Here is a 22,210-nt window from a genome sequence, read left to right as displayed (position 1 = left end):
GTCAGCCCGGCGGGTTCTGCGTCCAGACGGTCTCCTCGCGCAGCGCGCGGCTGCGCCAGCCGTCGGCGGTGCGCACCAGCTCATGGTGGTAATAGCCGCCGAAGAAGCTGGGGGAGTCCAGCCCGGGCAGCTGCATCGGGTTGTAGAACATCGCCCGCACCGTCGCGGTGTCGCCGTGCACCTCGGCTTCGATGTTGGTGATGTGGTGCAGGCTCATCGGGATGGCGGCCGTCGCGGCGGCCAGCCAGTCGGCCACCTCGTCACGGCCCCCGGCGATCGCCCCGGCCGAGACGTAGTCGATGGTGGCGTCGTCGGTGAACACCGAGCGGTACAGCGCCCAGTCGCGGGTGTCCACCGCCCGCGCGTAGCGGTGCAGCAGCGCCGCGATCGCCAGTTCGTCGCCGATCCGTTGCAGGTCCACACCGTCGCCTTTCTCACCGGACGCGCCGAGGGCGTCGCGCGGTCCTGCTTAACACGGGCCCCCACCCGGGTCAACAAGACGCCGGCGGCGGGATCGGTCAGACTGGAGACGCCCACCGGGAGGAGCCGCATCGTGCAGACACTGACCCTGGCCGACTTCGCGATCCGCCTGGGTGTCGGGTTGGGGTGCGGGGCGCTGATCGGGCTGGAGCGGCAGTGGCGGGCCCGGATGGCCGGCCTGCGCACCAACGCGCTGGTCGCCGCGGGCGCCACCCTGTTCGTGCTGTACTCGGTGGCCGCCGACGACGTCGGCAGCCCGACCCGGGTGGCCTCCTACGTGGTCTCCGGTGTCGGCTTCCTCGGCGGTGGGGTGATCCTGCGGGAGGGGTTCAACGTCCGCGGCCTCAACACCGCCGCGACGCTGTGGTGTTCGGCGGCGGTGGGGGTGCTCGCCGCCGGCGGGCACCTGGTCTTCGGGGGCGTGGCCACCGCCGCGGTCGTCGGCACCCACCTGCTGGGCCGGCCGCTGGGCCGGCTGATCGACCGCGACCACCACATCGAGGAGGACCACGACCCGCGGCCCTACCAGGTGCAGGTGGTCTGCCAACCCGAACGCGAGCAGGTGCTGCGCGCGCAGCTGGTGCGCAACCTGCGCGGCGACGACCTGCTGCTGCACGGGCTGCGCACCGGCCGCGACGACGACGGCGACACCGTGCTCACCGCGCAGCTGCTGGTCGACGGCGAGGCCACCGGCCGGCTGGAGCGCCTGGTCGCCAACCTGTCGCTGCAGTCGGGGGTGGAGGCGGTGCACTGGTACGCCGACGAGCGCGCCGGTTCGGCGGCCTTCGGTCTGGCCGAGCGGGATTGAGCGGCTAAGCTCGGCTCCAGCGGCGCTCGCGGCCGCTGCTCGGAGGTGTCTTCCGGTGTCCGTGTTCACCGAGGTCGGGTCGGCCGTGTGGTCGGGACTGCCGGCCCCGATGCGCGACCCGGTGCTCTTCGCGATCCCGTTCTTCCTGCTGCTGCTCGTCCTGGAATGGGCGGCCGCCCGCAAACTCGAGCACCTCGAGGGCGGCCGGCCCGCACCCGGCGGCTATCAGCAGCGCGACGCCTGGGCCAGCATCTCGATGGGGCTGGTGTCGGTCGCCACCACCACGGCGTGGAAAGCGCTGGCGCTGGTGGGCTATGCGGCGCTGTTCGCCTACGTCGCGCCGTGGCAGCTGCCGGCGACCGCCTGGTACACCTGGGCGATCGCGCTGCTCGGGGTGGACCTGCTCTATTACCTGTATCACCGGATGGCTCACCGGGTCCGGCTGGTGTGGGCCACCCACCAGGCCCACCACTCCAGCCGGTACTTCAACTTCGCCACCGCGCTGCGCCAGAAATGGAACAACAGCGGCGAGATCCTGATGTGGATCCCGTTGCCGCTGTTGGGTGTTCCGCCGTGGATGGTGTTCGCCAGCTTCTCGGTGAGCCTGATCTACCAGTTCTGGGTGCACACCGAGCGCATCGACCGGCTGCCCCGCCCGATCGAGTTCGTGTTCAACACGCCGTCGCATCACCGGGTGCACCACGGCATGGACGCGCCGTACCTGGACAAGAACTACGGCGGCATCCTGATCATCTGGGACCGGCTGCTGGCACCTTTCAACCCGAGACGTTCCGCCCGCACTACGGGCTGACCACCCAGGTCGACACGTTCAACATCTGGACGCTGCAGACCCACGAGTACGTCGCGATGGCCCGCGACGTCGCGGGCGCGCGCCGGCTGCGCGACCGGCTCGGCTACGTCTTCGGCCCGCCCGGCTGGCGGCCGCGCACCGCGGATCCGGCCGCCCGCCACGTGCCGGCCTGAGCCGGCGGTAACGTTTCGCGGCCGTCCGGCGGTAATCTCGGCAACGCCCGTTGCGGGCCTGGTTCGCGCCGGTTCCCACCCGGCTCGAGGGATCGGAGTCGAAGGTGCGCCGCCTGGTCCAACGTGGAGTCGCCGCGACGGCCCTCGCGGCCGCCCTGGTCGCCGTCAGCCTGCCCGCCCCCGCCTGGTCGGATCCGGTGCTGGTGTTCCCGGGCATGGCGATCCATCAGGACAACAACCTGTGCACCCTGGGCTACGTCGACACGGTGGCGCGGGTCGCCTTCACCGCCGGGCACTGCCGGGGCAGCGGACCGGTCACCGACGCCGCCGGGCGGCCGCTGGGCACGCTGGCGGTGTTCCGGGACAACACCCCCGACGGGGCGACGGTGAACACCGACGAGGTGATCGCCGACTACGAGGTGATCGCGCTGGCGCCCGACGTCGCGGTCAACGACATCCTGCCCGGCGGGCGGGTGCTGCGCGCCGAGCCGACCCCGCCGCTGGCGGCCGGCACCCCGGTCTGCCACTTCGGGGTCATCACCGGGGAGAGCTGCGGGGAGGTCGAGCGGGTCAACAACGGCTGGTTCACCATGACCAACGGGGTGGTCAGCGGCCGGGGCGACTCCGGCGGGCCGGTGTATGTGATCGGGCCCGACGGGGTGGCGCGGATGGTCGGGCTGTTCAACAGCACCTGGGGCGACTTTCCGGCGGCGGTGTCCTGGCAGGCCGCCAACGAGCAGGTCCGGCAGGACACCGCGCCCGCCTGAGCGCCGGGGGTTCCGGGCGGCTGGGTTATCCTGCTCCCGTTGGATGCACCTGCCCAGACACCTGTCCAGCTAATCGTCCAGATCCCCCAGGAGCAGCAGTGAGCACCGAGATCCCCAGCCCGGTACCGGCGGCCGACGTGGCGACCTACTCCGACGACGTCGACGTGGTGGTGATCGGCTTCGGCATCGGCGGGGGCTGCGCGGCGGTGTCGGCGGCCGGCGCCGGCGCCCGGGTGCTGGTGCTGGAGCGGGCCCCGGTGGCCGGCGGCACCACCGCGATGGCCGGCGGGCACTTCTACCTCGGCGGGGGCACCGCGGTCCAGCAGGCCACCGGCCATCCCGACTCCGCCGAGGAGATGTACAAGTACCTGGTGGCGGTCTCCCGCGACCCCGACCCCACCAAGATCCGCGCGTACTGCGACGGCAGCGTCGAGCACTTCGACTGGCTCGAGGAGCTGGGCTTCCAGTTCGAACGCAGCTACTACCCGGAGAAGGCGGTGATCCAGCCCGGCACCGAGGGCCTGATGTACACCGGCAACGAGAAGGTGTGGCCGTTTCTGCACGAGGCGGTGCCCGCCCCCCGCGGCCACAAGGTGCCCGCGCCCGGCGACACCGAGGGCGCCAAGATGGTCATCGACCTGCTGCTCAAACGCGCCGACGAGCTCGGCGTGCAGATCCGCTACGAGACCGGGGCCACCGCTTTGGTCACCGACGACACCGGGGCGGTGACCGGGGTGCGCTGGAAACGCTTCGCCGAGACCGGCACCGTCCGCGCCGGTGCGGTGATCATCGCCGCCGGCGGCTTCGTGATGAACCCGGAGATGGTGGCCGCCCACACCCCCAAACTCGCCGAGAAACCGTTCGTGCTGGGCAACACCTACGACGACGGCCTGGGTATCCGGATGGGCATGTCGGTGGGCGGGGCCACCGAGCACATGGATCAGGTGTTCATCACCGCGCCGGCGTATCCGCCGTCGATCCTGCTCACCGGGGTGATCGTCAACAAGCTGGGGCAGCGGTTCGTCGCCGAGGACTCCTACCATTCGCGCACCTCCGGGTTCGTGATGGACCAGCCCGACAGCGCCGCGTTCCTCATCGTCGACGAGGCGCACCTGCGCAAACCCCAGGTGCCGCTGGTGCCGCTGATCGACGGCTGGGAGACGGTGCCGGAAATGGAAGCGGCCCTGGGCATCCCGACCGGCAACCTGGTCGCCACCCTGGACCGCTACAACACCTCCGCCGCCCGCGGCGAGGACCCCGACTTCCACAAGCAGCCCGAGTTCCTGGCCGCGCAGGACACCGGGCCGTGGGGCGCCTTCGACCTGTCGCTGGGCAAGGCGATGTACGCCGGGTTCACCCTGGGCGGGCTGTCGACCACCGTGGACGCCGAGGTGCGCCGCGCCGACGGCTCGGTGGTGCCGGGCCTGTACGCCGTCGGGGCGTGCGCGGCCAACATCGCCCAGGACGGCAAGGGCTACGCCTCGGGCACCCAGCTGGGGGAGGGGTCGTTCTTCGGCCGCCGGGCCGGGGCGCACGCGGCACGCCGGGCCCGATGAGACGATGACCACATGACCGATCGAGTCGTGCTGGCGGTGCGCGACGGCGTCGCGCAGGTGACCCTCAACCGCGCCGCGAAGTACAACGGCCTGGACCTGCCGATGCTTTCGGCGCTGGTGGCCACCGCGAAACAGGTGGCCGCCGACCGCTCGGTGCGGGTGGTGATCCTCACCGGGGCGGGCAACGCGTTCTGCGCCGGGCTGGACTTCGCCTCCGTCGGGGCCACACCGGCCAAGTTCCTGCTGGCCGGCCTGAAACTCCCGGGCCAGACCACGAACCTGTTCCAGCGGGCCTGCTGGGCCTGGCGTCAGCTGCCGGTGCCGGTGATCGCGGTGCTGCACGGCCACTGCTTCGGCGGCGGGCTGCAACTCGCGCTGGCCGCCGACTTCCGGTTCGCCACGCCGGACTGCGAACTGTCGGTGATGGAAGGCAAGTGGGGCCTGGTGCCCGACATGACCGGCACCGTCACCCTGCGCGAGCTGGTCGGAATGGACGTCGCCAAACGGCTGACGATGACCGCCGAGATCATCGACGGGCGCACCGCGCACGGCTACGGACTGGTCACCGGGGTCTCGGCCGACCCCCACTCGGACGCCGAAGCCCTTGCCGCCCAACTGCTGACCCGCTCCCCGGACGCGCTGGCGTTGACCAAACGGCTGCTGCAGGACACCTGGACCACCTCGCCGCGCCGGGCGTTCTGGACCGAGACCGTGTCCCAGCTGCGCCTGTTGCGCGGGGTCAACCACCGCATCGCGCGCGCCGCCAACTTCGCCAGGGAGGCGCCGCGCTTCGTCGACCGGCGGGTGCGCTGAGCGCCGCTACACCGTCGCGGCCGGCTCCTCGACGTCCCCGAGGCGCCACGCGCCGCCGCCGAGCAACTCCAGCTGACGATCGTGATGCTGCTCGACGGTGCCGCGATGGCTGACGCTGACCACCACGGTCTCCGGCAGCCGGGTGCGCAGCAGCCGGTAGAGCGTGTACTCCAGGCCCTCGTCGAGCGCGGAGCTGGCCTCGTCGAGGAACACCGCCTTGGGCCGGGTCAACAGCACCCGGGCGAAGGCGACCCGCTGCTGCTCGCCGGGGGAGAGCACCTTGACCCAATCGGCGGTCTCGTCGAGCCGGGCCACCAGCTGCGGCAGCGCCACCGCCTCCAACACCGCGGCGAGCTCGTCGTCACCGACGTCGCCCGCCGAGCGCGGGTAGCTCACCACCGCCCGCAGATCGCCCAGCGGCACATAGGGCAGCTGGGACAAGAACATGGTCTCGTCCTCGCCGCCGGGCCGAAAGAACGTCCCGGCGGCGTACGGCCACAGCTGGGCCAGGCTGCGCAGCAGCGTGGTCTTGCCGCTGCCCGACGGCCCGGTGATCACCAGCGCCTCGCCGCTGGCCAGCCGCAGATCCAGCCGGTCGATCAGCGGGTCGCCGGCCGGGTTGCGCACCTCGACGCCGGCTAAGGCGATCGAGCCGTCGGTGGTGGGGGCGGTGGCGATCTCGGGCAGGTCGCGGGCCCGCTCGTCGGCGTCGATCAGCCCGTTGAGCCGGATGATGGCCGCCCGGTAGCCGGCGAAGTCGTCGTAGGCGTTGCGGAAGAACGACAGCGAGTCGTGGATGTTGCCGAACGCCGTGGCGGTCTGGCCGACGTCGCCGAGCATGATCTGGCCGGAGAACAGCCGCGGCGCCTGGATCACCCACGGCAGCGGCACGATCGCCTGACTCATCGACACGTTCCAGCCGAACCAGCCCACGGTGCGGTTCACATACCGCAGGTAGTTGTCGATGATCGGGGTGAAGTAGGCGCGCAACTGCTTGCGTTCGGCGCGCTCACCGCGGTAGAAGCCGACCGCTTCGGCGGCGTCGCGCACCCGCACCAGCGCGTAGCGGAACGCGGCGTTGGTCAACTCGTTGCGGAAGCTGAGCCGGATCAGCGGCCGGCCGATCCAGAACGCGACCACCGACGCGATCAGCACATAGGCGAACACCACCCAGAACATCGCCCGCGGCACCCCGATCGGGCCCACCGTCAGGGTGCCCGAGAGGTTCCACAGGATCGCGGCGAACGAGACCACCGACACGATCGACTGGACCGCGCCCAGCAACAGGGTGTTGCCGGTGCCCTTGGCCGGCTGGTTGGGCATCGCGCCCATGCCGGCGGTGAACACGTCGATGTCCTGCTGGATGCGCTGGTCGGGGTTGTCGATGCTGGCGTCGATGAACCGGCTGCGGTAGTAGGCCCGCCCGTCGAGCCAGTTGGCGGTCAGCCGGTCGGTCAGCCACACCCGCCAGGCGACGATGAACCGCTGGGTCAGGTACACGTCGAGCATGAACCGGGCGATGTGCAGCACCGCCATCACGCTGAACACCGTGATCGACAGCCAGAACCCGTCGATGCCGGACTGGCGGACCGCGTCGTCGTGGGCGCCGCCCGCGGCGAACGCGGTCTGCAGCGAGGAGTACAGGTCCTTGCCCTGGTAACTGAACAGCACGTTGAGCCGCACCGCCACGATCACCGACAGCAGCAGCACCCCGAACTTCGCCCACACCGCCACGCTGCCCGGGCCGGTGAAGTAGTCCCCGGTGATCCGCCAGAACTGCCGGCCCCACCCGGTGAAGGTCCGCAGCCCCGCCAGCACCAGCAGCAGACACACCGCCGTGATGCCCCAGGCCATCGCCACCCACGCCAGCGAATCCGGGAGGGCGTGACCCCAGTCGATCGACGGTTTGAACGGTTCCACCGGGACATCTCCTCACGACCGGGGGCAAACGGGGTGACCTCGAGAAGCTACTCCGCCGACCTGCCCCGCGGCTGCGCGGCGGCTGGCTACGCTGCCCGGATGGATACCCTGCACGCCGGCCGGCTGGCCGCCCGCCGGCTGCGCGCCGCCGGCCTGGACACCGTGTTCACCCTCTCCGGCGGCCACCTGTTCTCCTTCTACGACGGCTGCCGCGCCGAGGACATCCGGCTGATCGACACCCGCCACGAGCAGACCGCCGCGTTCGCCGCCGAGGGCTGGGCGAAGGTCACCCGCGACCCCGGCGTGGCCGCGCTGACCGCCGGACCCGGCGTCACCAACGGGATGAGCGCGATCGCCGCGGCCGACCAGAACGGCTCCCCGCTGCTGGTGCTCGGCGGGCGCGCCCCGGCCGGGCGCTGGGGGATGGGCTCGCTGCAGGAGATCGACCACGTCCCGATCGTGGCGCCGCTGGCCCGCTTCACCGCCACCGCGGACTCCAGCGCGGCGGTACCCGGCCTCGTCGACACCGCGCTGCGCGCGACGCTGGGCCCGCCGTCGGGGGTGAGCTTCCTCGACATCCCGCTCGATTACGCCTTCGGGGAGGCCGCCGACCCGGGCGGGCCGGGCGCGCTGAGCGCACCGGCCGCCGCTCCCGAGCCCGACGGCGCGGCGCTGCAGCGCGCGGTGGAGCTGCTGGCCGGGGCGCGCCGCCCGGTGATCATGGCCGGCACCAACGTGTGGTGGGGACATGCCGAGGGCGCGCTGCGGGAACTGGCCGAGCGGCGCGGCATCCCGATGCTGGCCAACGGCATGGCCCGCGGCGTGCTGCCCGCCGACCACGCGTTGGCGTTCTCCCGGGCCCGGGCCACGGCGCTGGCCGAGGCCGACGTGGCGCTGGTGGTCGGGGTGCCGATGGATTTCCGGCTGGGGTTCGGGGCGGTGTTCGGCGCCGACACCGCCCTGATCGTCATCGACCGGGTCGAAGGCGACCGGCCGCCGCCGCGCGCCGTCGCCGCGGGCCTCTACGGCGACCTGCCGGCCACACTGACCGCCCTCGCCGACGGCGCCACCGCGCCGCGGGACTGGCCGGGCGCCCTGCGCGAAACCGAAACCGCGGCACGGGAATCCGAGCGCGCCGAGCTGACCGACGAGCGGGCCCCGCTGCACCCGATGCGGGTCTACGCCGAGCTGGCGCCGCTGCTGGACCGCGACGCGATCGTCGTCATCGACGGCGGTGACTTCGGCTCCTACGCCGGCCGGCTGATCGACAGCCAGGTGCCCGGCGCCTGGCTGGACAGCGGCCCGTTCGGCTGCCTGGGGTCGGGGCCGGGCTACGCGCTGGCCGCCAAACTGGCCCGGCCAAACCGGCAGGTGGTGCTGCTGCAGGGCGACGGGGCGTTCGGTTTCTCCGGCATGGAATGGGACACCCTGGTGCGCCACGGCGTGCAGGTGGTCGCGGTGCTCGGCAACAACGGCATCTGGGGGCTGGAGAAGCACCCGATGGAGGCGCTCTACGGCTACTCGGTGGTCGCCGAGCTGCGCCCGGGCACCCGCTACGACACGGTGGTCGAAGCGCTCGGCGGGCACGGCGAGCTGGTGCGCCGCCCCGCCGAGCTGCGGCCGGCGCTGCAGCGGGCGTTCGCCGCCGGCCTGCCCGCGGTGGTCAACGTGCTCACCGACCCGGCGGTGGCCTATCCGCGCCGGTCCAACCTGGGATGAGCAGCGCGTCTGGGCGCACCCCGGCTCGGCGCGCCGCGTACGGTAAGCGGGTGGCCAAAACCAGTACCAAGACCGGCCGGCTGAGCGGCAAGTTCTGGAAGCTCCTCGGCGCGACCACCGAGAAGGACCAGTCCCATTCGCTGAGCCAGGTGCGCGCCTCCGCCGACTACGACGCCAAGGCCGCCGGCCTCGACGACGAGAAGCTCACCAAGGCGGCGACGCTGCTCAACCTGAAGGATCTCGCCGACTCCGACGACATCCCGCAGTTCCTGGCGATCGCGCGGGAGGCCGCCGAACGCGCCACCGGGCTGCGCCCGTTCGACGTGCAGCTGCTCGGGGCGCTGCGGATGCTCGCCGGCGACGTCGTCGAGATGGCCACCGGGGAGGGCAAGACCCTGTCCGGGGCGATCGCCGCCGCCGGCTACGCGCTGGCCGGCCGCCGGGTGCACATCATCACCATCAACGACTACCTGGCCCGCCGCGACGCCGAATGGATGGGCCCGCTGCTGGAGGCGATGGGGCTGACCGTGGGCTGGGTCGACGCCGAGTCCACCGCCGAGCAGCGCCGCGCGGCCTACCGCCGCGACATCACCTACGCCTCGGTCAACGAGGTCGGCTTCGACCTGCTGCGCGACCAGCTGGTCACCGACATCGACGACCTGGTCTCACCCAAACCGGACGTGGCACTCATCGACGAGGCCGACTCGGTGCTGGTCGACGAGGCGCTGGTGCCGCTGGTGCTGGCCGGCACCACCCACAAGGAGACCCCCCGCGCCGAGATCATCCGCTGGGTGGGCCGGCTCCAGCCCGGCGTCGACTACGCCGCCGACACCGACCACCGCAACGTGCACCTCACCGATATCGGCGCCCGCAAGCTGGAGGCCAAGCTCGGCGGCATCGACCTGTACTCCGAGGAGCACGTCGGCAGCACCCTGACCGAGGTCAACGTGGCCCTGCACGCCCATGTGCTGCTGCAGCGCGACGTGCACTACATCGTCCGGGACGGCAAGGTGCAGCTGATCAACTCCTCGCGTGGGCGGATCGCGCAGTTGCAGCGCTGGCCGGACGGCCTGCAGGCCGCCGTGGAGGCCAAGGAGGGCATCGAGACCACCGAGACCGGGGAGGTGCTCGACACCATCACGGTGCAGGCGCTGATCAACCGGTATCCGACCGTGTGCGGGATGACCGGCACCGCGCTGGCCGCCGGGGAGCAGCTGCGGCAGTTCTACTCGCTAGGCGTCTCCCCGATCCCGCCGAACACCCCGACCGTCCGCGAGGACGAATCGGACCGGGTGTACATCACCGCCGCCGCCAAACACGACGCGATCCTCGAGCACATCAAGGAGGTGCACGCCACCGGCCAGCCGGTGCTGATCGGCACCCACGACGTCGCCGAGTCGGAGGAGCTGCACGAGCGGCTGGTCCGGGCCGGGGTGCCCGCGGTGGTGCTCAACGCCAAGAACGACGCCGAGGAGGCCGCGATCATCGCCGAGGCCGGCAAGCTGGGCCGGGTGACGGTGTCGACCCAGATGGCCGGCCGCGGCACCGACATCCGGCTGGGCGGTTCCGACGAGGCCGACCACGACGCGGTGGCCGAGCTGGGCGGGCTGCACGTGGTGGGCACCGGGCGGCACCGCACCGAGCGGCTGGACAACCAGCTGCGCGGCCGGGCCGGCCGCCAGGGCGACCCCGGCTCGTCGGTGTTCTTCGCGTCCTGGGAGGACGACGTGGTCACCGACCACCTGGAGCCGGCGAAGCTGCCGATGGAGACCGACGAGGACGGCCGCATCGTCGGCAAGAAGGCCGCCGCGATGCTCGACCACGCCCAGCGGGTGGCCGAGGGCCGGCTGCTCGACGTGCACGCCAACACCTGGCGCTACAACCAGCTCACCGCCCAGCAGCGGGCCATCATCGTGGCGCGGCGCAACACGCTGCTGTCCACCGACACCGCCCGCACCGAGCTGGCCGACCTGGCCCCCGAACGCTACGAGGAGCTCACCGAGCGGCTCTCCGAGGAGCAGCTCACCCGGATCTGCCGGCTGATCATGCTCTACCACCTGGACCGGGGCTGGGCCGACCACCTGGCCTATCTGGCCGACATCCGGGAGAGCATCCACCTGCGGGCGCTGGGCCGGCAGAACCCGCTCGACGAGTTCCACCGGATGGCCGTCGACGCGTTCACCTCACTGGCCGCCGACGCGATCGAGGCGGCCCAGCAGACGTTCGAGACGTCCTCGGCGATCGAGGAGGAGCCCGGCATCGACCTGTCCAAGCTGGCCCGGCCCACCTCGACGTGGACCTACATGGTGCACGACAACCCGCTGGCCGACGACACGCTCGCCGCGCTGAGCCTGCCCGGGGTGTTCCGCTAGGGTCGCTGCCTATGGAGCCGGTCGCGCAGGATCGGGTGCTCACGGTGCCCAACGCGCTCAGCGGGGTGCGGCTGGTGCTGATCGTGGTCTTCGGCTACCTGCTGCTGGTGGCCCACGCCGAGATCGCCGCCGCGGTGGTGCTGATGGTCAGCGGGGCCACCGACTGGCTGGACGGCAAACTGGCCCGGCTGCTCGACCAGTACTCGCGGCTCGGGGAGCTGCTCGACCCCGCCGTGGACCGGCTCTACATGGTGCTGGTGCCGATCCTGTTCGGGCTGCACGGGCTGCTGCCGTGGTGGATCATCGCGGTGCTGCTGGCCCGCGACGGGCTGCTGGCCGCCGCGCTGCCGGCGCTGCGCACCCGCGGGGTGACCGCGCTGCCGGTGCTCTACCTGGGCAAGGCGGCCACGTTCGCGCTGATGTCGGCGTTCCCGCTGATCCTGCTCGGCCAGTCCGACGCGCTGTGGGGCCGGGTGGTGCTGGCCTGCGGCTGGGCGTTTCTGATCTGGGGCCTGGGCATGTACCTGTGGACGTTCGTGCTGTACGCGGCGCAGACGGTGCTGGCGCTGCGGCGGCTGCCCAGGGTCGCCGATGAGTGAACCGTTCTTCGCCCTCAGCGGCTACGACCCGGTCGGCGGCGCCCACGACGCCACCCGGGCCACCCGCTTCCCGGTGCCGTCGTTGCTGCGCTCGCTGCTGTCGGAGCACCTCGACCCGGGCTACGCGGCCGCCGCGGCCCGCCGGCACGGCGAACCCGACCGCCCGGCCGCCCGGTGGGCGTGGCGGGCGGCGGCCGCGCTGCTGATCGCGGTGGTGTTCGCCGCCGCGATCGCCCAGGCCCGCACCACCGCGCCCAGCATGACCGCCGCGCAGCGGGTGCTGGCCGACAACGTGCGCGGCGCCCGGGCGTCCACCGACGGGCTGGCCGCCGACCGCGACGCGCTGGCCAGCGAGGTCAACGACCGGCAGCGGCGCCAGCTGCGCAACGACACCGAGGGCAGGCGGCTGCTCGCCGGGCTCGACGCGCTGGCGCTGTCGGCCGCCGACAGCGCGGTGATCGGCCCCGGGCTGACGGTGACGGTCACCGACCCCGGCGTCGGCAAGAACCTCACCGACGTCTCCAAGCAGCGGGTGGCCGGCAGCCGCCAGATCATCTTGGACCGCGACCTGCAGCTGGTGGTCAACTCGCTGTGGTCGGCCGGGGCCGAGGCGATCGCCGTCGACGGCGTGCGGATGGGACCCAACGTGACCATCCGGCAGGCCGGCGGGGCGATCCTGGTGGACAACACCCCGATCGCCAGCCCCTACACGATCCTGGCGATCGGGCCGCGGGAGATGCAAAGCGCCTTCGACCGCACGCCGGGGCTGTACCGGTTGCGGCTGCTGGAAGCCTCCTATGGTGTGGGGGTCACCGTCTCCGCCGGGGACGGTCTGGTCCTGCCCGCAGGCACCAACCGCGACGTGACCTTCGCCCACCCCGCCGGCCCCTGACCGGCACCGCCGCACGAACCAGTAGAGGAGACCCCGACGCCCATGATCGGCATCGCCGCCCTTGTCCTCGGCATCGTGCTGGGCCTGGTGTTCCAGCCCTCGGTGCCCGAGGCCGTCCAGCCGTACCTGCCGATCGCGGTGGTCGCCGCCCTCGACGCCGTGTTCGGCGGCCTGCGCGCCTACCTCGAGCAGATCTTCGACCCGAAGGTCTTCGTGGTGTCGTTCGTGTTCAACGTGTTGGTCGCGGCGCTGATCGTCTACGTCGGCGACCAGCTCGGGGTCGGCACCCAACTGTCCACCGCGATCATCGTGGTCCTCGGGATCCGCATCTTCGGCAACGCCGCGGCGCTGCGGCGCCGGCTGTTCGGGGCGTGAGCAGGCGATGAGCGACACCACCGAGCACGGCCGCCACGAACTGCCCGACGACACCGGGCCGGCCGCGGCCGGTCGGCGCCGACAGCCGGTGTTCGCGACGCTGGCGGTGCTGCTGTGCGTGATGCTCGGGGTGGCGATCGCCACCCAGGTCCGCCAGACCGACACCGGCGACGCCCTCGACACCGCCCGGCCCGCCGATCTGCTGGTGCTGCTGGATTCGCTGCGCCAGCGCGAGGCGGCGCTGAACACCGAGGTGGCCGACCTGCAGCGCACCCTGACCGCGCTGCAGGCGGCGGGCAGCGGCGACCAGGCCGCGATCGAAGCGGCCCAGTCGCGGCTGGCGGCGCTGTCGATCCTGATCGGCACGGTCGCCGCCACCGGCCCGGGGGTGACCATCACCATCGAGGACCCCGGCCCCGGGGTGACCCCGGAGACCGTGTTGGACGTGATCAACGAACTGCGCGCCGCCGGCGCCGAGGCGATGCAGATCAGCGACGAACGGCAGGCGGTGCGCGTCGGCGTCGACACCTGGGTGGTCGGGGTGCCCGGCGCGCTGGTCGTCGACGACAAGACCCTCAACCCGCCGTATTCGGTTGTGGCGATCGGGGATCCGCCGACGCTGGCGGCGGCGATGAACATCCCCGGCGGCGCGACCGACAGCATCGAGGTGGTGGGCGGCACGATGTCGATGCAGCAGCAGGACTACCTGGAGGTGACCGCCTTGCGGCAACCGAAACAGCGCCAATACGCTCAGCCCGTGAAGTAACCCCGACACAGAACAGGAACACCGTGAGCTCTGCCAGCGACGTCCCGACCGATCTGCAGTACTCCACCGACCACGAGTGGGTGCGCCGCACCGGCGCGGACACCGTGCGGGTGGGCATCACCGACTTCGCGCAGTCCGCGCTCGGCGACGTGGTTTTCGTCCAGTTGCCGGCGGTCGGCGACGCCGTCACCGCCGGGGAGTCCTTCGGCGAGGTGGAGTCGACCAAGTCGGTGTCGGATCTGTTCGCGCCGGTGTCGGCGAAAGTGGTTGCGGTCAACGAGGATCTGACCGGCAGCCCGCAGCTGGTCAACTCCGACCCCTACGGCGCGGGCTGGCTGGTGGACCTGCAGGCCGACGCCGACGCCCTCGAGCAGGCGCTCGGCGGGCTGCTCGACGCCGACGGCTACCGGGCCAGCGTCGAGCAGTGACACTGTTAGGGTTTGACTCGCCCGCCCCGGCGCGGGTGTCGCAACGGTGCGACGCGTCGACGGCCACATCGGGTGGCCGCCGATCCGGCCGTGCCGGCACCATTGTCGGCCGCGGCGCGGTACGGTCAACACAGCGGCGCCAGCGGCGGGATTCCGCTGCGCCGTGCGCGCGAAGGCAGCCACGAAGGAGGAGCGGGTGACGGAGAACGACAGCAATCAGGACTCCGACGACGTCACCGCGGAGACGACCTCGGTGTTCCGTGCCGATTTCCTCAGCGAGCTCGACGCCCCCGCGCAGGTCGGCTCCGACAGCGCCGTCTCGGGGGTCGAGGGGCTGCCGGCCGGTTCGGCGCTGCTGGTGGTCAAGCGCGGCCCCAACGCCGGGTCGCGGTTCCTGCTCGACCAGCAGGTCACGTCCTCGGGCCGGCACCCCGACAGCGACATCTTCCTCGACGACGTCACCGTCAGCCGCCGGCACGCCGAGTTCCGGCTGGAGGGCGAGGAGTTCCAGGTCGTCGACGTCGGCAGCCTCAACGGCACCTACGTCAACCGCGAGCCGGTGGACTCCGCGGTGCTCTCCAACGGCGATGAGGTCCAGATCGGCAAGTTCCGCCTGGTGTTCCTCACCGGCCCCAAAAGCGACGACAGCGGGGAATCCGGCAGCTAGATGACCGCACCGGAGTCGCCCGCGCCGGCCGGAATGTCGATCGGGTCGGTGCTGGCGGAACTGCGTCCGGAGTTCCCCGACGTCACGATCTCCAAGATCCGGTTCCTCGAGGCCGAAGGCCTGGTCACCCCGGCGCGCACCGCGGCGGGCTACCGGCGGTTCACCGCCTACGACTGCGCCCGGCTGCGGTTCATCCTGGCCGCCCAGCGCGACCAGTACCTGCCGCTGAAGGTGATCAAGGCGCAGCTCGACGCCCAACCCGACGGGCAGCTGCCGCCGTCGGCGGCACCCTACGGCGGTCCGCGGCTGGTCGCGGCGGGGGAGACCGCACCCGCGGCGGTGGCCCCCACCCAGGCCCGGTTGAGCCGCGAGACCCTGCTCGAACGCGCCGGCGTCGATGCCGCCCTGTTGGATTCGCTGCTGGACGCCGGGGTGATCACCACCGGGGCGGCGGGGTTCTTCGACGAGCACGCGGTGGCGATCTTGCAGTGCGCGCGGGCGCTGGCCGACTACGGGGTGGAGCCGCGGCACCTGCGGGCGTTCCGGTCGGCGGCCGACCGGCAGTCCGACCTGATCGCCCAGATCGCCGGACCGATGGTCAAGGCGGGCACCGCCGGGGCCCGCGACCGCGCCGACGAGCTGGCCCGGGAGGTGGCGGCGCTGTCGATCACGTTGCACACGGCGCTGGTCAAATCGGCGGTACGCGACGTGCTGCACCCCTGAGGACTAGACTTCCGGGGAGCGAGTTGGATACCGCGACAGGGGCGGAGGGCAGACGCAGATGGGTGAGGTGCACGTCGTCGGCATTCGTGTCGAGCAGCCCCAGAATCAGCCGGTGCTGTTGCTGCGGGAGGCCAGCGGGGATCGGTACCTGCCGATCTGGATCGGGCAGGCCGAGGCCGCGGCGATCGCCCTGGAGCAGCAGGGGGTCGAGCCGGCCCGCCCGCTCACCCACGATCTGATCCGGGATCTGCTTGTCGCCCTTGGCCACTCCCTGCGCGAGGTCCGCATCGTCGACCTGCAGGAGGGCACGTTCTACGCCGACCTGGTCTTCGACGACGACGTGGTGGTCTCCGCCCGCCCGTCGGACTCGGTGGCGATCGCGCTGCGCACCGGGGTGCCGATCTTCGTGGAGGAGGCGGTGCTCGACGAGGCCGGCCTGCTGATCCCCGACGACGACTCCGAGGCCGAGGGCGGGGTGCGCGAGGACGAGGTGGAGAAGTTCAAGGAATTCCTCGACAGCGTCTCGCCCGACGACTTCAAGGCCACCTGAGAGCCCCGGTAGACTCCCGGCGGAGACACCAACATCACGGATGCGTCTCAACTGCGGCGGGACCGGCGACACGCCCGGAGGAAAGCGGGGATCGCAGCGTCCAGCGGCCATACTTTCATAGCGACGACAAGCGGACAGCCCGCCGAAAAGCGTATGCTCACAGGCACTTGAGCAGGACGCCGGTCGGCGACCGAGCGTGATCAGCGAGAGGACACACCGTGGGTGAACAGCCACGTCAAGAACAACTCAACCTTGCTGATCACCTCGCTGATCGTTCCGACGTGGGCGCCCCGGTGCAGGGCGGACTGTTCCCCGACGACTCCATCCCCGACGAGCTGATCGGCTACCGCGGGCCCAGCGCCTGCCAGATCGCCGGCATCACCTACCGCCAGCTGGACTACTGGGCGCGCACCTCGCTGGTGGTGCCCTCGATCCGCAGCGCCGCCGGCTCCGGCAGCCAGCGGCTGTACTCGTTCAAGGACATCCTGGTCCTCAAGATCGTCAAGCGGCTGCTCGACACCGGCATCTCGCTGCACAACATCCGGGTCGCCGTGGACCACCTGCGCCAGCGCGGCGTGTCCGACCTGGCCAACATCACGTTGTTCTCCGACGGCACCACGGTCTACGAGTGCACCTCCGCCGAGGAGGTCGTCGACCTGCTGCAGGGCGGCCAGGGGGTGTTCGGCATCGCGGTGGCCGGGGCGATGCGGGAACTGACCGGGGCGATCGCCGACTTCCCGGGCGAACGCGCCACCGACGGCGAGGCGATCGCCGCACCCGAGGACGAACTGGCCTCCCGGCGGCGCAACCGGGACCGCAAGATCGGCTGAACCCACTTCGGTAGGCTGGGCGTGCATCGCGCCGACGCGGGAGAGTTCCGTGGCCGCCAGCCACGGACGCCGAAGGAGCAACACCTCTCCGTCAACCTCTCAGGCCCCCGGACCGCGGCCGGCCCCGATGCCTCTGGAAAGTGGCGGCCCCCGGGCCGCCCGCCGATGGGGAAAGGCGTTGCCCGCCGAATCTCTCAGGCGCCCGGTCCCGGGTGAGGACAGAGGGAGAGGGCCCGCCACCGCCGGTTGCCACCCCAGGAGAGTCCGCCTTGACCGAATTCCGTTTCGCTGACCGCCACATCGGCCCCGACCGCGCCGCCCTCGCCACCATGCTCGAGGTGATCGGCGTGGACTCGCTGGAGGAGCTGGCCGCCCTGGCCGTGCCCGCCGGCATCCTCGACCCGCTCACCGACACCGCGGCCGGCCCGGTCGCCCCCGGACTGGAGGCGCTGCCCGCCGCGGCCACCGAGGAGCAGGCGCTGGCCGAGCTGGCGGCGATGGCCGACGCCAACACCGTCGCGGTCTCGATGATCGGGCAGGGCTACTACGACACGCTGACCCCGCCGGTGCTGCGCCGCAACATCGTGGAGAACCCCGGCTGGTACACCTCCTACACCCCGTATCAACCGGAGATCAGCCAGGGCCGGCTGGAGGCGCTGCTGAACTTCCAGACCATGGTCGCCGACCTGACCGGGTGCGAGATCGCCAACGCCTCGATGCTCGACGAGGCCACCGCCGCCGCGGAGGCGATGACCCTGATGCACCGGGCGGTGCGCGGGGACACCAACCGCCTGGTGGTCGACACCGACCTGTTCGCCCACAGCCGCACGGTGCTGGCGACCCGCGCCGCCCCGCTGGGCATCGAGATCGTGCCCGCCGACCTGCGTGACGGGCTGCCCGACGGCGAGTTCTTCGGCGTGATCGTGCAGCTGCCCGGCGCCAGCGGCCGGGTCACCGACTGGTCGTCACTGATCGGGGCGGCGCACGAGCGCGGGGCGCTGGTCGCCGTCGGCGCCGACCTGCTGGCGTTGACGCTGATCACCCCGCCCGGCGAGCTCGGCGCCGACGTGGTGTTCGGCAGCGCGCAGCGGTTCGGGGTGCCGATGGGCTTCGGCGGGCCGCACGCCGGCTACCTGGCGGTCAACCAGGTCCACGCCCGGCAGTTGCCCGGCCGGCTGGTGGGGGTGTCGGTCGACGCCGACGGGACCCCGGCCTACCGGTTGTCGCTGCAGACCCGCGAACAGCACATCCGCCGCGACCGGGCCACCTCCAACATCTGCACCGCGCAGGCGCTGCTGGCGGTGGTGGCGGCCATGTACGCCAGCTACCACGGCGCCGACGGCCTCACCGCGATCGCCCGGCGGGTGCACCGCCACGCCGCGGCGCTGGCCGCCGGGCTCGGCGACGCGGTGGTGCACGACGCCTTCTTCGACACGGTGCTCGCCCGGGTGCCCGGGCGGGCCGACGCGGTGGTCGCCGCCGCCAAGGCCGACGGCATCAACCTGTGGCGGGTCGACGCCGACCACGTCTCGGTCTCCTGCGACGAGGCCACCACCGACGCGCACGTCGCCGCGGTGCTGGCCGCCTTCGGCGCCGAACCGGCCGAACCCGACACCGCCGACCGGCTGGCGGCGGTGGCGCGCACCTCGCCGTTCCTGACCCACCCGGCGTTCACCGACTACCGCACCGAGACCGCGATGATGCGCTACCTGCGCACGCTGGCCGACAAGGACATCGCGTTGGACCGCAGCATGATCCCGCTGGGCTCCTGCACGATGAAACTCAACGCGGCCGCCGAGATGGAGCCGATCACCTGGCCCGGCTTCGCCCGGCTGCACCCGTTCGCACCGGCCGCCGACAGCCCCGGGGTGCGCCGGCTGATCGACGAGCTGGCGACCTGGCTGGCCCAGATGACCGGCTACGACGCGGTGTCGCTGCAGCCCAACGCCGGCTCGCAGGGCGAGTACGCCGGCCTGCTGGCCATCCAGGCCTACCTGACCGGGCGGGGGGAGGGTCGCCGCGACATCTGCCTCATCCCGTCGAGCGCGCACGGCACCAACGCGGCGTCGGCCGCGCTGGCCGGGTTGCGGGTGGTGGTGGTGGCCTGCCGCGACAACGGGGATGTGGACCTCGATGACCTGCGTGCCAAGATCGCCGAGCACGCCGGGTCGCTGGCCGCGCTGATGATCACCTACCCGTCCACCCACGGCGTCTACGAGCAGGACATCGAGGAGATCTGCGCGGCCGTGCACGACGCCGGCGGCCAGGTCTACGTCGACGGGGCGAACCTCAACGCGCTGGTCGGGCTGGCCCGGCCCGGCCGCTTCGGCGGCGACGTGAGCCACCTCAACCTGCACAAGACGTTCTGCATCCCGCACGGCGGGGGCGGGCCCGGGGTGGGGCCGGTGGCGGTGCGCGCCCACCTGGCGGAGTTCCTGCCCGCCGACCCGCTGGGCCCGGCCGGGCGCTACGCCGACGAGCTCGGCGGCGGGCCCGCGGTGTCCTCGGCGCCGTTCGGCTCCGCCTCGATCCTGCCGATCACCTGGGCCTACATCCGGATGATGGGGTCCGACGGGCTGCGGAAGGCCTCGCTGACCGCGATCGCCTCGGCCAACTACCTGGCCCGCCGGCTCGACGAGTACTACCCGGTGCTCTACACCGGCAACAACGGCATGGTGGCCCACGAGTGCATCCTGGACCTGCGCCCGCTGACCAAGGCGACCGGCGTCACCGTCGACGATGTCGCGAAACGGTTGGCGGACTACGGTTTCCACGCGCCGACGATGAGTTTCCCGGTCGCCGGGACACTGATGGTCGAGCCGACCGAGAGCGAGAGCCTCGCCGAGCTGGACGCGTTCTGCGCGGCGATGATCGCGATCCGCGCCGAGATCGACCGGGTGGGGTCGGGGGAGTGGCCGGTGGACGACAACCCGCTGCGCGGGGCGCCGCACACCGCCGAGTGCCTGGTGGCCGAGGAGTGGCCGCACCCCTACACCCGCGAGCAGGCCGCCTATCCGCTGGGCCGGCAGTACCGGCCGAAGGTGTGGCCGCCGGTGCGGCGCATCGACGGCGCCTACGGCGACCGCAACCTGGTCTGCTCCTGCCCACCGATCGAAGCGTTCAGCTGACCGGCCGGGCGGCGGTCAGCTGAGCCGAGCGTTGGTCAGCCCAGCAGCGCGGCCAGCGCGGTGGCCAGCTCCGGGGAGTCGGAGCTGGCCAGGTGCCGGTAGCTGCCGCCGCTGAGCTGGGCGACCGCCTCCCAGGTGGCCCGGTCGGAGTCGTCGCCGAGGTCGAGCACGTTGACCGCGACCGGGCGCGCCGGGTCCACCGCACCGCGGATGTAGTCCTGCAGGCCGGGCCCGTCGAGGGTCCGGTCGGTGTGCGGACCGGTGGTGATGACCAGCACCGAGTTGGGGCGCCCCTCGCGGTAGTCGGCCAGCGCCGCGTCGTAGACCAGCCGCAGCGTGGTGAACGACACCGCGCCACCGGATTGCGAGCTCAGCCCGTCCAGCCGGGCGGTGAGGGTGTCGAGCTGGGTTTCCAGCGGCCCGGACGCCACCGCGCTGCGGCCCGCCACCCCGTCGAAGAGCCACAGCCCCACGGTGGCGTCCGGCGGCAGGTCGTGCAGCCCGGCGCCGAGGGCGGCGGTGACGTTGGCCAGCCGGGTCTTGGCGCCGTCCTGTTCGCTCATCGACTCGTCGAGCATCACGGTGACCGCCGGGCCGTTGGCCGGGGCGGTGAGCACGGTGGCGATGGTGGCGCGCGCAGAGTCGTCGCCGACCGCCAGCGTGTCGGGCAGGTCCGGGAAGTCGGTGACGTCGCTGTCGGGCAGGTCGGTGTCGGGCACGCGGAACCCGGCCTCGGCGAGCCGGTCGAGCTGTTCGGGTTTGCGCAGGAACCGGGCGAATTCGCTGGCCCCGGCCTCCTGTTCGCTGGACAGCCAGCTGCCGGCCAGCAGCACGGTGGGGTAGTCGGCCACCGCGACCGGTCCCGGCGGCAGCCAGGTGGTCAGGGTGCCGGTGCGGTCGGTGCCGGCCTGGCCGCGGGCGAAGGCCTGCTGCTCGGTGGTGACCACCGCGTGCACCGGCGCGGCCGCCGGATCGTCGGCGTCCAGCAGCACGTTCATCGCCTCGGTGAGCGAGTCGTCGGCCAGCTTCGGTTGGGCGCCCAGCAGGGTGCGCACCGCCGCGGTGCCCGCACTGGCCGGTTCCCCGGCCGGCGCGGCGGCGGTGGCCACCGCCTCGGCGGCCAGGTAGGAGGCGTCGCTGTTGCCGCGCACCGGCAGCGCCAGCCGCAGCGAGCCCCAGCCGGGCAGGGTGCGGTCCAACGCGTCGGGGGCGGTCTGCAGCCGCGGCAGGGCCGCCCAGTCCTGGTCGGCGAGCGCGGGTTTGAGCTCCGGGCGGATCGCCAGCAGCACCGGCGAGACCGCCAGCGAGCGGCTGTCGCTGATCGTCTCGGCGCCGACGGCGGCGCTGAGCCGGGCCGCCGAGATCGAACTGGCCGGGATCCACAGGGCGGGCCGCTCCCCGAGATCACCCGGCCAGCCGCCGATGAACCCGTTGATCACCGCGTCGGAGGCGGCCGATTCGACGTTCACGGTGACGCAGCGGTCGCCGACCTGGCGTCCGGAGCCGCTGAATTCCTCGGCGAAGCCGCGGATCTGGTCGGCGACCGACGGGTCGGCGACCACCCCGATGGTGGCGTCGCCGTCGACGCAGCGGGCCGCGGCGGTGCCGGAGCGGTCGGCGAGCACCGCGCCGAAGAACTTCCACAGGATGACCGCGGCGACCACCACGATCACGGTGATCAGCGCGGCGATCACCCCGACGCTGACCCCGCGGCGGCCGCCCTCGCTGCGGTGCCCGCCGCTCCATTCGCCGATGCGGCGCCGGCCGCGGGCCAGCCGGGCCGCCGCGGCGGCGCGCGGCGAGGCCGATCCGCGCCGTCCCGGCGCGCCGGGG

At 72.4% G+C, this 22,210-nt stretch carries 19 protein-coding genes, 1 pseudogene and 2 riboswitches; of the genes and pseudogenes, 17 read left to right on the top strand and 3 right to left on the bottom strand.

From position 1 onward, the window contains the following. Position 1: 1 nt before the first annotated feature. A complete protein-coding gene (locus A5643_RS00100; RefSeq protein WP_066850989.1) occupies positions 2–421 on the bottom strand; it encodes a nuclear transport factor 2 family protein in 420 nt (139 codons plus the stop codon). Positions 422–553: 132 nt separating this feature from the next. Between A5643_RS00100 and A5643_RS00095 the strand changes: the two genes are divergently transcribed. The 5 genes and pseudogenes from A5643_RS00095 to A5643_RS00075 all read left to right on the top strand — a co-directional run bounded on the left by A5643_RS00095 (position 554) and on the right by A5643_RS00075 (position 5,408). Beyond that, positions 554–1,288 (top strand): MgtC/SapB family protein, encoded by a 735-nt coding sequence (locus tag A5643_RS00095; RefSeq protein WP_066850988.1) that lies wholly within the window; start codon positions 554–556, stop codon positions 1,286–1,288. A 109-nt stretch (positions 1,289–1,397) separates the two neighbouring features. Next, positions 1,398–2,272 (top strand): annotated as a pseudogene (locus A5643_RS00090) (sterol desaturase family protein). Positions 2,273–2,376: 104 nt separating this feature from the next. Next, a complete protein-coding gene (locus A5643_RS00085) occupies positions 2,377–3,039 on the top strand; it encodes an Rv1815 family serine proteinase (RefSeq protein WP_066851020.1) in 663 nt (220 codons plus the stop codon). A gap of 98 nt (positions 3,040–3,137) precedes the next feature. Then, positions 3,138–4,595, top strand: coding sequence for an FAD-binding protein (locus A5643_RS00080; protein ID WP_066850987.1), 1,458 nt, complete (start codon positions 3,138–3,140; stop codon positions 4,593–4,595). Between the two features lie 12 nt (positions 4,596–4,607). After that, a complete protein-coding gene (locus tag A5643_RS00075) occupies positions 4,608–5,408 on the top strand; it encodes a crotonase/enoyl-CoA hydratase family protein (protein WP_066850986.1) in 801 nt (266 codons plus the stop codon). A 6-nt stretch (positions 5,409–5,414) separates the two neighbouring features. Here the strand turns inward: A5643_RS00075 and A5643_RS00070 are convergent, their stop codons facing one another. Beyond that, on the bottom strand, positions 5,415–7,328 hold the full coding sequence (locus A5643_RS00070; protein WP_066850985.1) for an ABC transporter ATP-binding protein/permease: 1,914 nt from the start codon (positions 7,326–7,328) through the stop codon (positions 5,415–5,417). Between the two features lie 99 nt (positions 7,329–7,427). Here A5643_RS00070 and A5643_RS00065 point away from each other — a divergent pair, with 99 nt between their 5' ends. The 12 genes from A5643_RS00065 (at position 7,428) to gcvP (ending at position 20,377) form a co-directional block, all read left to right on the top strand. Further along, a complete protein-coding gene (locus A5643_RS00065; RefSeq protein ID WP_066850984.1) occupies positions 7,428–9,047 on the top strand; it encodes an acetolactate synthase in 1,620 nt (539 codons plus the stop codon). A gap of 50 nt (positions 9,048–9,097) precedes the next feature. After that, positions 9,098–11,419, top strand: a complete 2,322-nt coding sequence (gene secA2, locus A5643_RS00060; protein WP_066850983.1) for an accessory Sec system translocase SecA2 — start codon at positions 9,098–9,100, stop codon at positions 11,417–11,419. An 11-nt stretch (positions 11,420–11,430) separates the two neighbouring features. Next, entirely contained in the window at positions 11,431–12,018 is a 588-nt protein-coding gene (locus A5643_RS00055) for a CDP-alcohol phosphatidyltransferase family protein (protein ID WP_066850982.1), read from the top strand. Further along, positions 12,011–12,910 carry a DUF881 domain-containing protein gene (locus A5643_RS00050; protein ID WP_066850981.1) on the top strand — a complete coding sequence of 300 codons (900 nt, stop codon included), beginning with the start codon at positions 12,011–12,013 and terminating at the stop codon, positions 12,908–12,910. The genes A5643_RS00055 and A5643_RS00050 overlap by 8 nt, the downstream gene beginning before the upstream one ends. Positions 12,911–12,952: 42 nt before the next feature. Beyond that, on the top strand, positions 12,953–13,285 hold the full coding sequence (locus A5643_RS00045) for a small basic family protein (protein ID WP_066850980.1): 333 nt from the start codon (positions 12,953–12,955) through the stop codon (positions 13,283–13,285). Positions 13,286–13,292: 7 nt separating this feature from the next. Then, positions 13,293–14,051 (top strand): DUF881 domain-containing protein, encoded by a 759-nt coding sequence (locus A5643_RS00040; protein ID WP_066850979.1) that lies wholly within the window; start codon positions 13,293–13,295, stop codon positions 14,049–14,051. Positions 14,052–14,074: 23 nt separating this feature from the next. Next, positions 14,075–14,479, top strand: a complete 405-nt coding sequence (gene gcvH / locus A5643_RS00035; RefSeq protein ID WP_066850978.1) for a glycine cleavage system protein GcvH — start codon at positions 14,075–14,077, stop codon at positions 14,477–14,479. Positions 14,480–14,675: 196 nt separating this feature from the next. Beyond that, positions 14,676–15,146 carry a glycogen accumulation regulator GarA gene (garA, locus tag A5643_RS00030; RefSeq protein ID WP_066851019.1) on the top strand — a complete coding sequence of 157 codons (471 nt, stop codon included), beginning with the start codon at positions 14,676–14,678 and terminating at the stop codon, positions 15,144–15,146. Further along, on the top strand, positions 15,147–15,869 hold the full coding sequence (gene ftsR / locus A5643_RS00025; protein ID WP_066850977.1) for a transcriptional regulator FtsR: 723 nt from the start codon (positions 15,147–15,149) through the stop codon (positions 15,867–15,869). Between the two features lie 58 nt (positions 15,870–15,927). Further along, the gene (locus A5643_RS00020; protein ID WP_066850976.1) at positions 15,928–16,419 is read left to right on the top strand and encodes a bifunctional nuclease family protein; all 492 of its coding nucleotides are present in this window, start codon (positions 15,928–15,930) and stop codon (positions 16,417–16,419) included. 218 nt (positions 16,420–16,637) lie between these two features. Further along, on the top strand, positions 16,638–17,249 hold the full coding sequence (locus tag A5643_RS00015; RefSeq protein ID WP_066850975.1) for a MerR family transcriptional regulator: 612 nt from the start codon (positions 16,638–16,640) through the stop codon (positions 17,247–17,249). Between the two features lie 33 nt (positions 17,250–17,282). Continuing rightward, positions 17,283–17,368, top strand: a riboswitch (glycine riboswitch). 4 nt (positions 17,369–17,372) lie between these two features. Continuing rightward, positions 17,373–17,481, top strand: a riboswitch (glycine riboswitch). Between the two features lie 37 nt (positions 17,482–17,518). After that, positions 17,519–20,377: an aminomethyl-transferring glycine dehydrogenase gene (gcvP, locus tag A5643_RS00010; protein WP_066850974.1), complete on the top strand. Its 2,859-nt coding sequence runs from the start codon at positions 17,519–17,521 to the stop codon at positions 20,375–20,377. Between the two features lie 35 nt (positions 20,378–20,412). On the opposite strand, the gene A5643_RS00005 is transcribed toward gcvP, so the two are convergent. Then, positions 20,413–22,210: substrate-binding domain-containing protein (locus A5643_RS00005; protein ID WP_066850973.1), on the bottom strand; the 1,798-nt coding region annotated here is incomplete at its 5' end.

The organism is Mycobacterium sp. 1274756.6 (genome assembly GCF_001668625.1).
Classification (GTDB): domain Bacteria; phylum Actinomycetota; class Actinomycetes; order Mycobacteriales; family Mycobacteriaceae; genus Mycobacterium.
The sequence above is the reverse complement of the archived record's forward strand: the minus strand, read 5'-3'. Positions and strand labels throughout refer to the sequence as shown.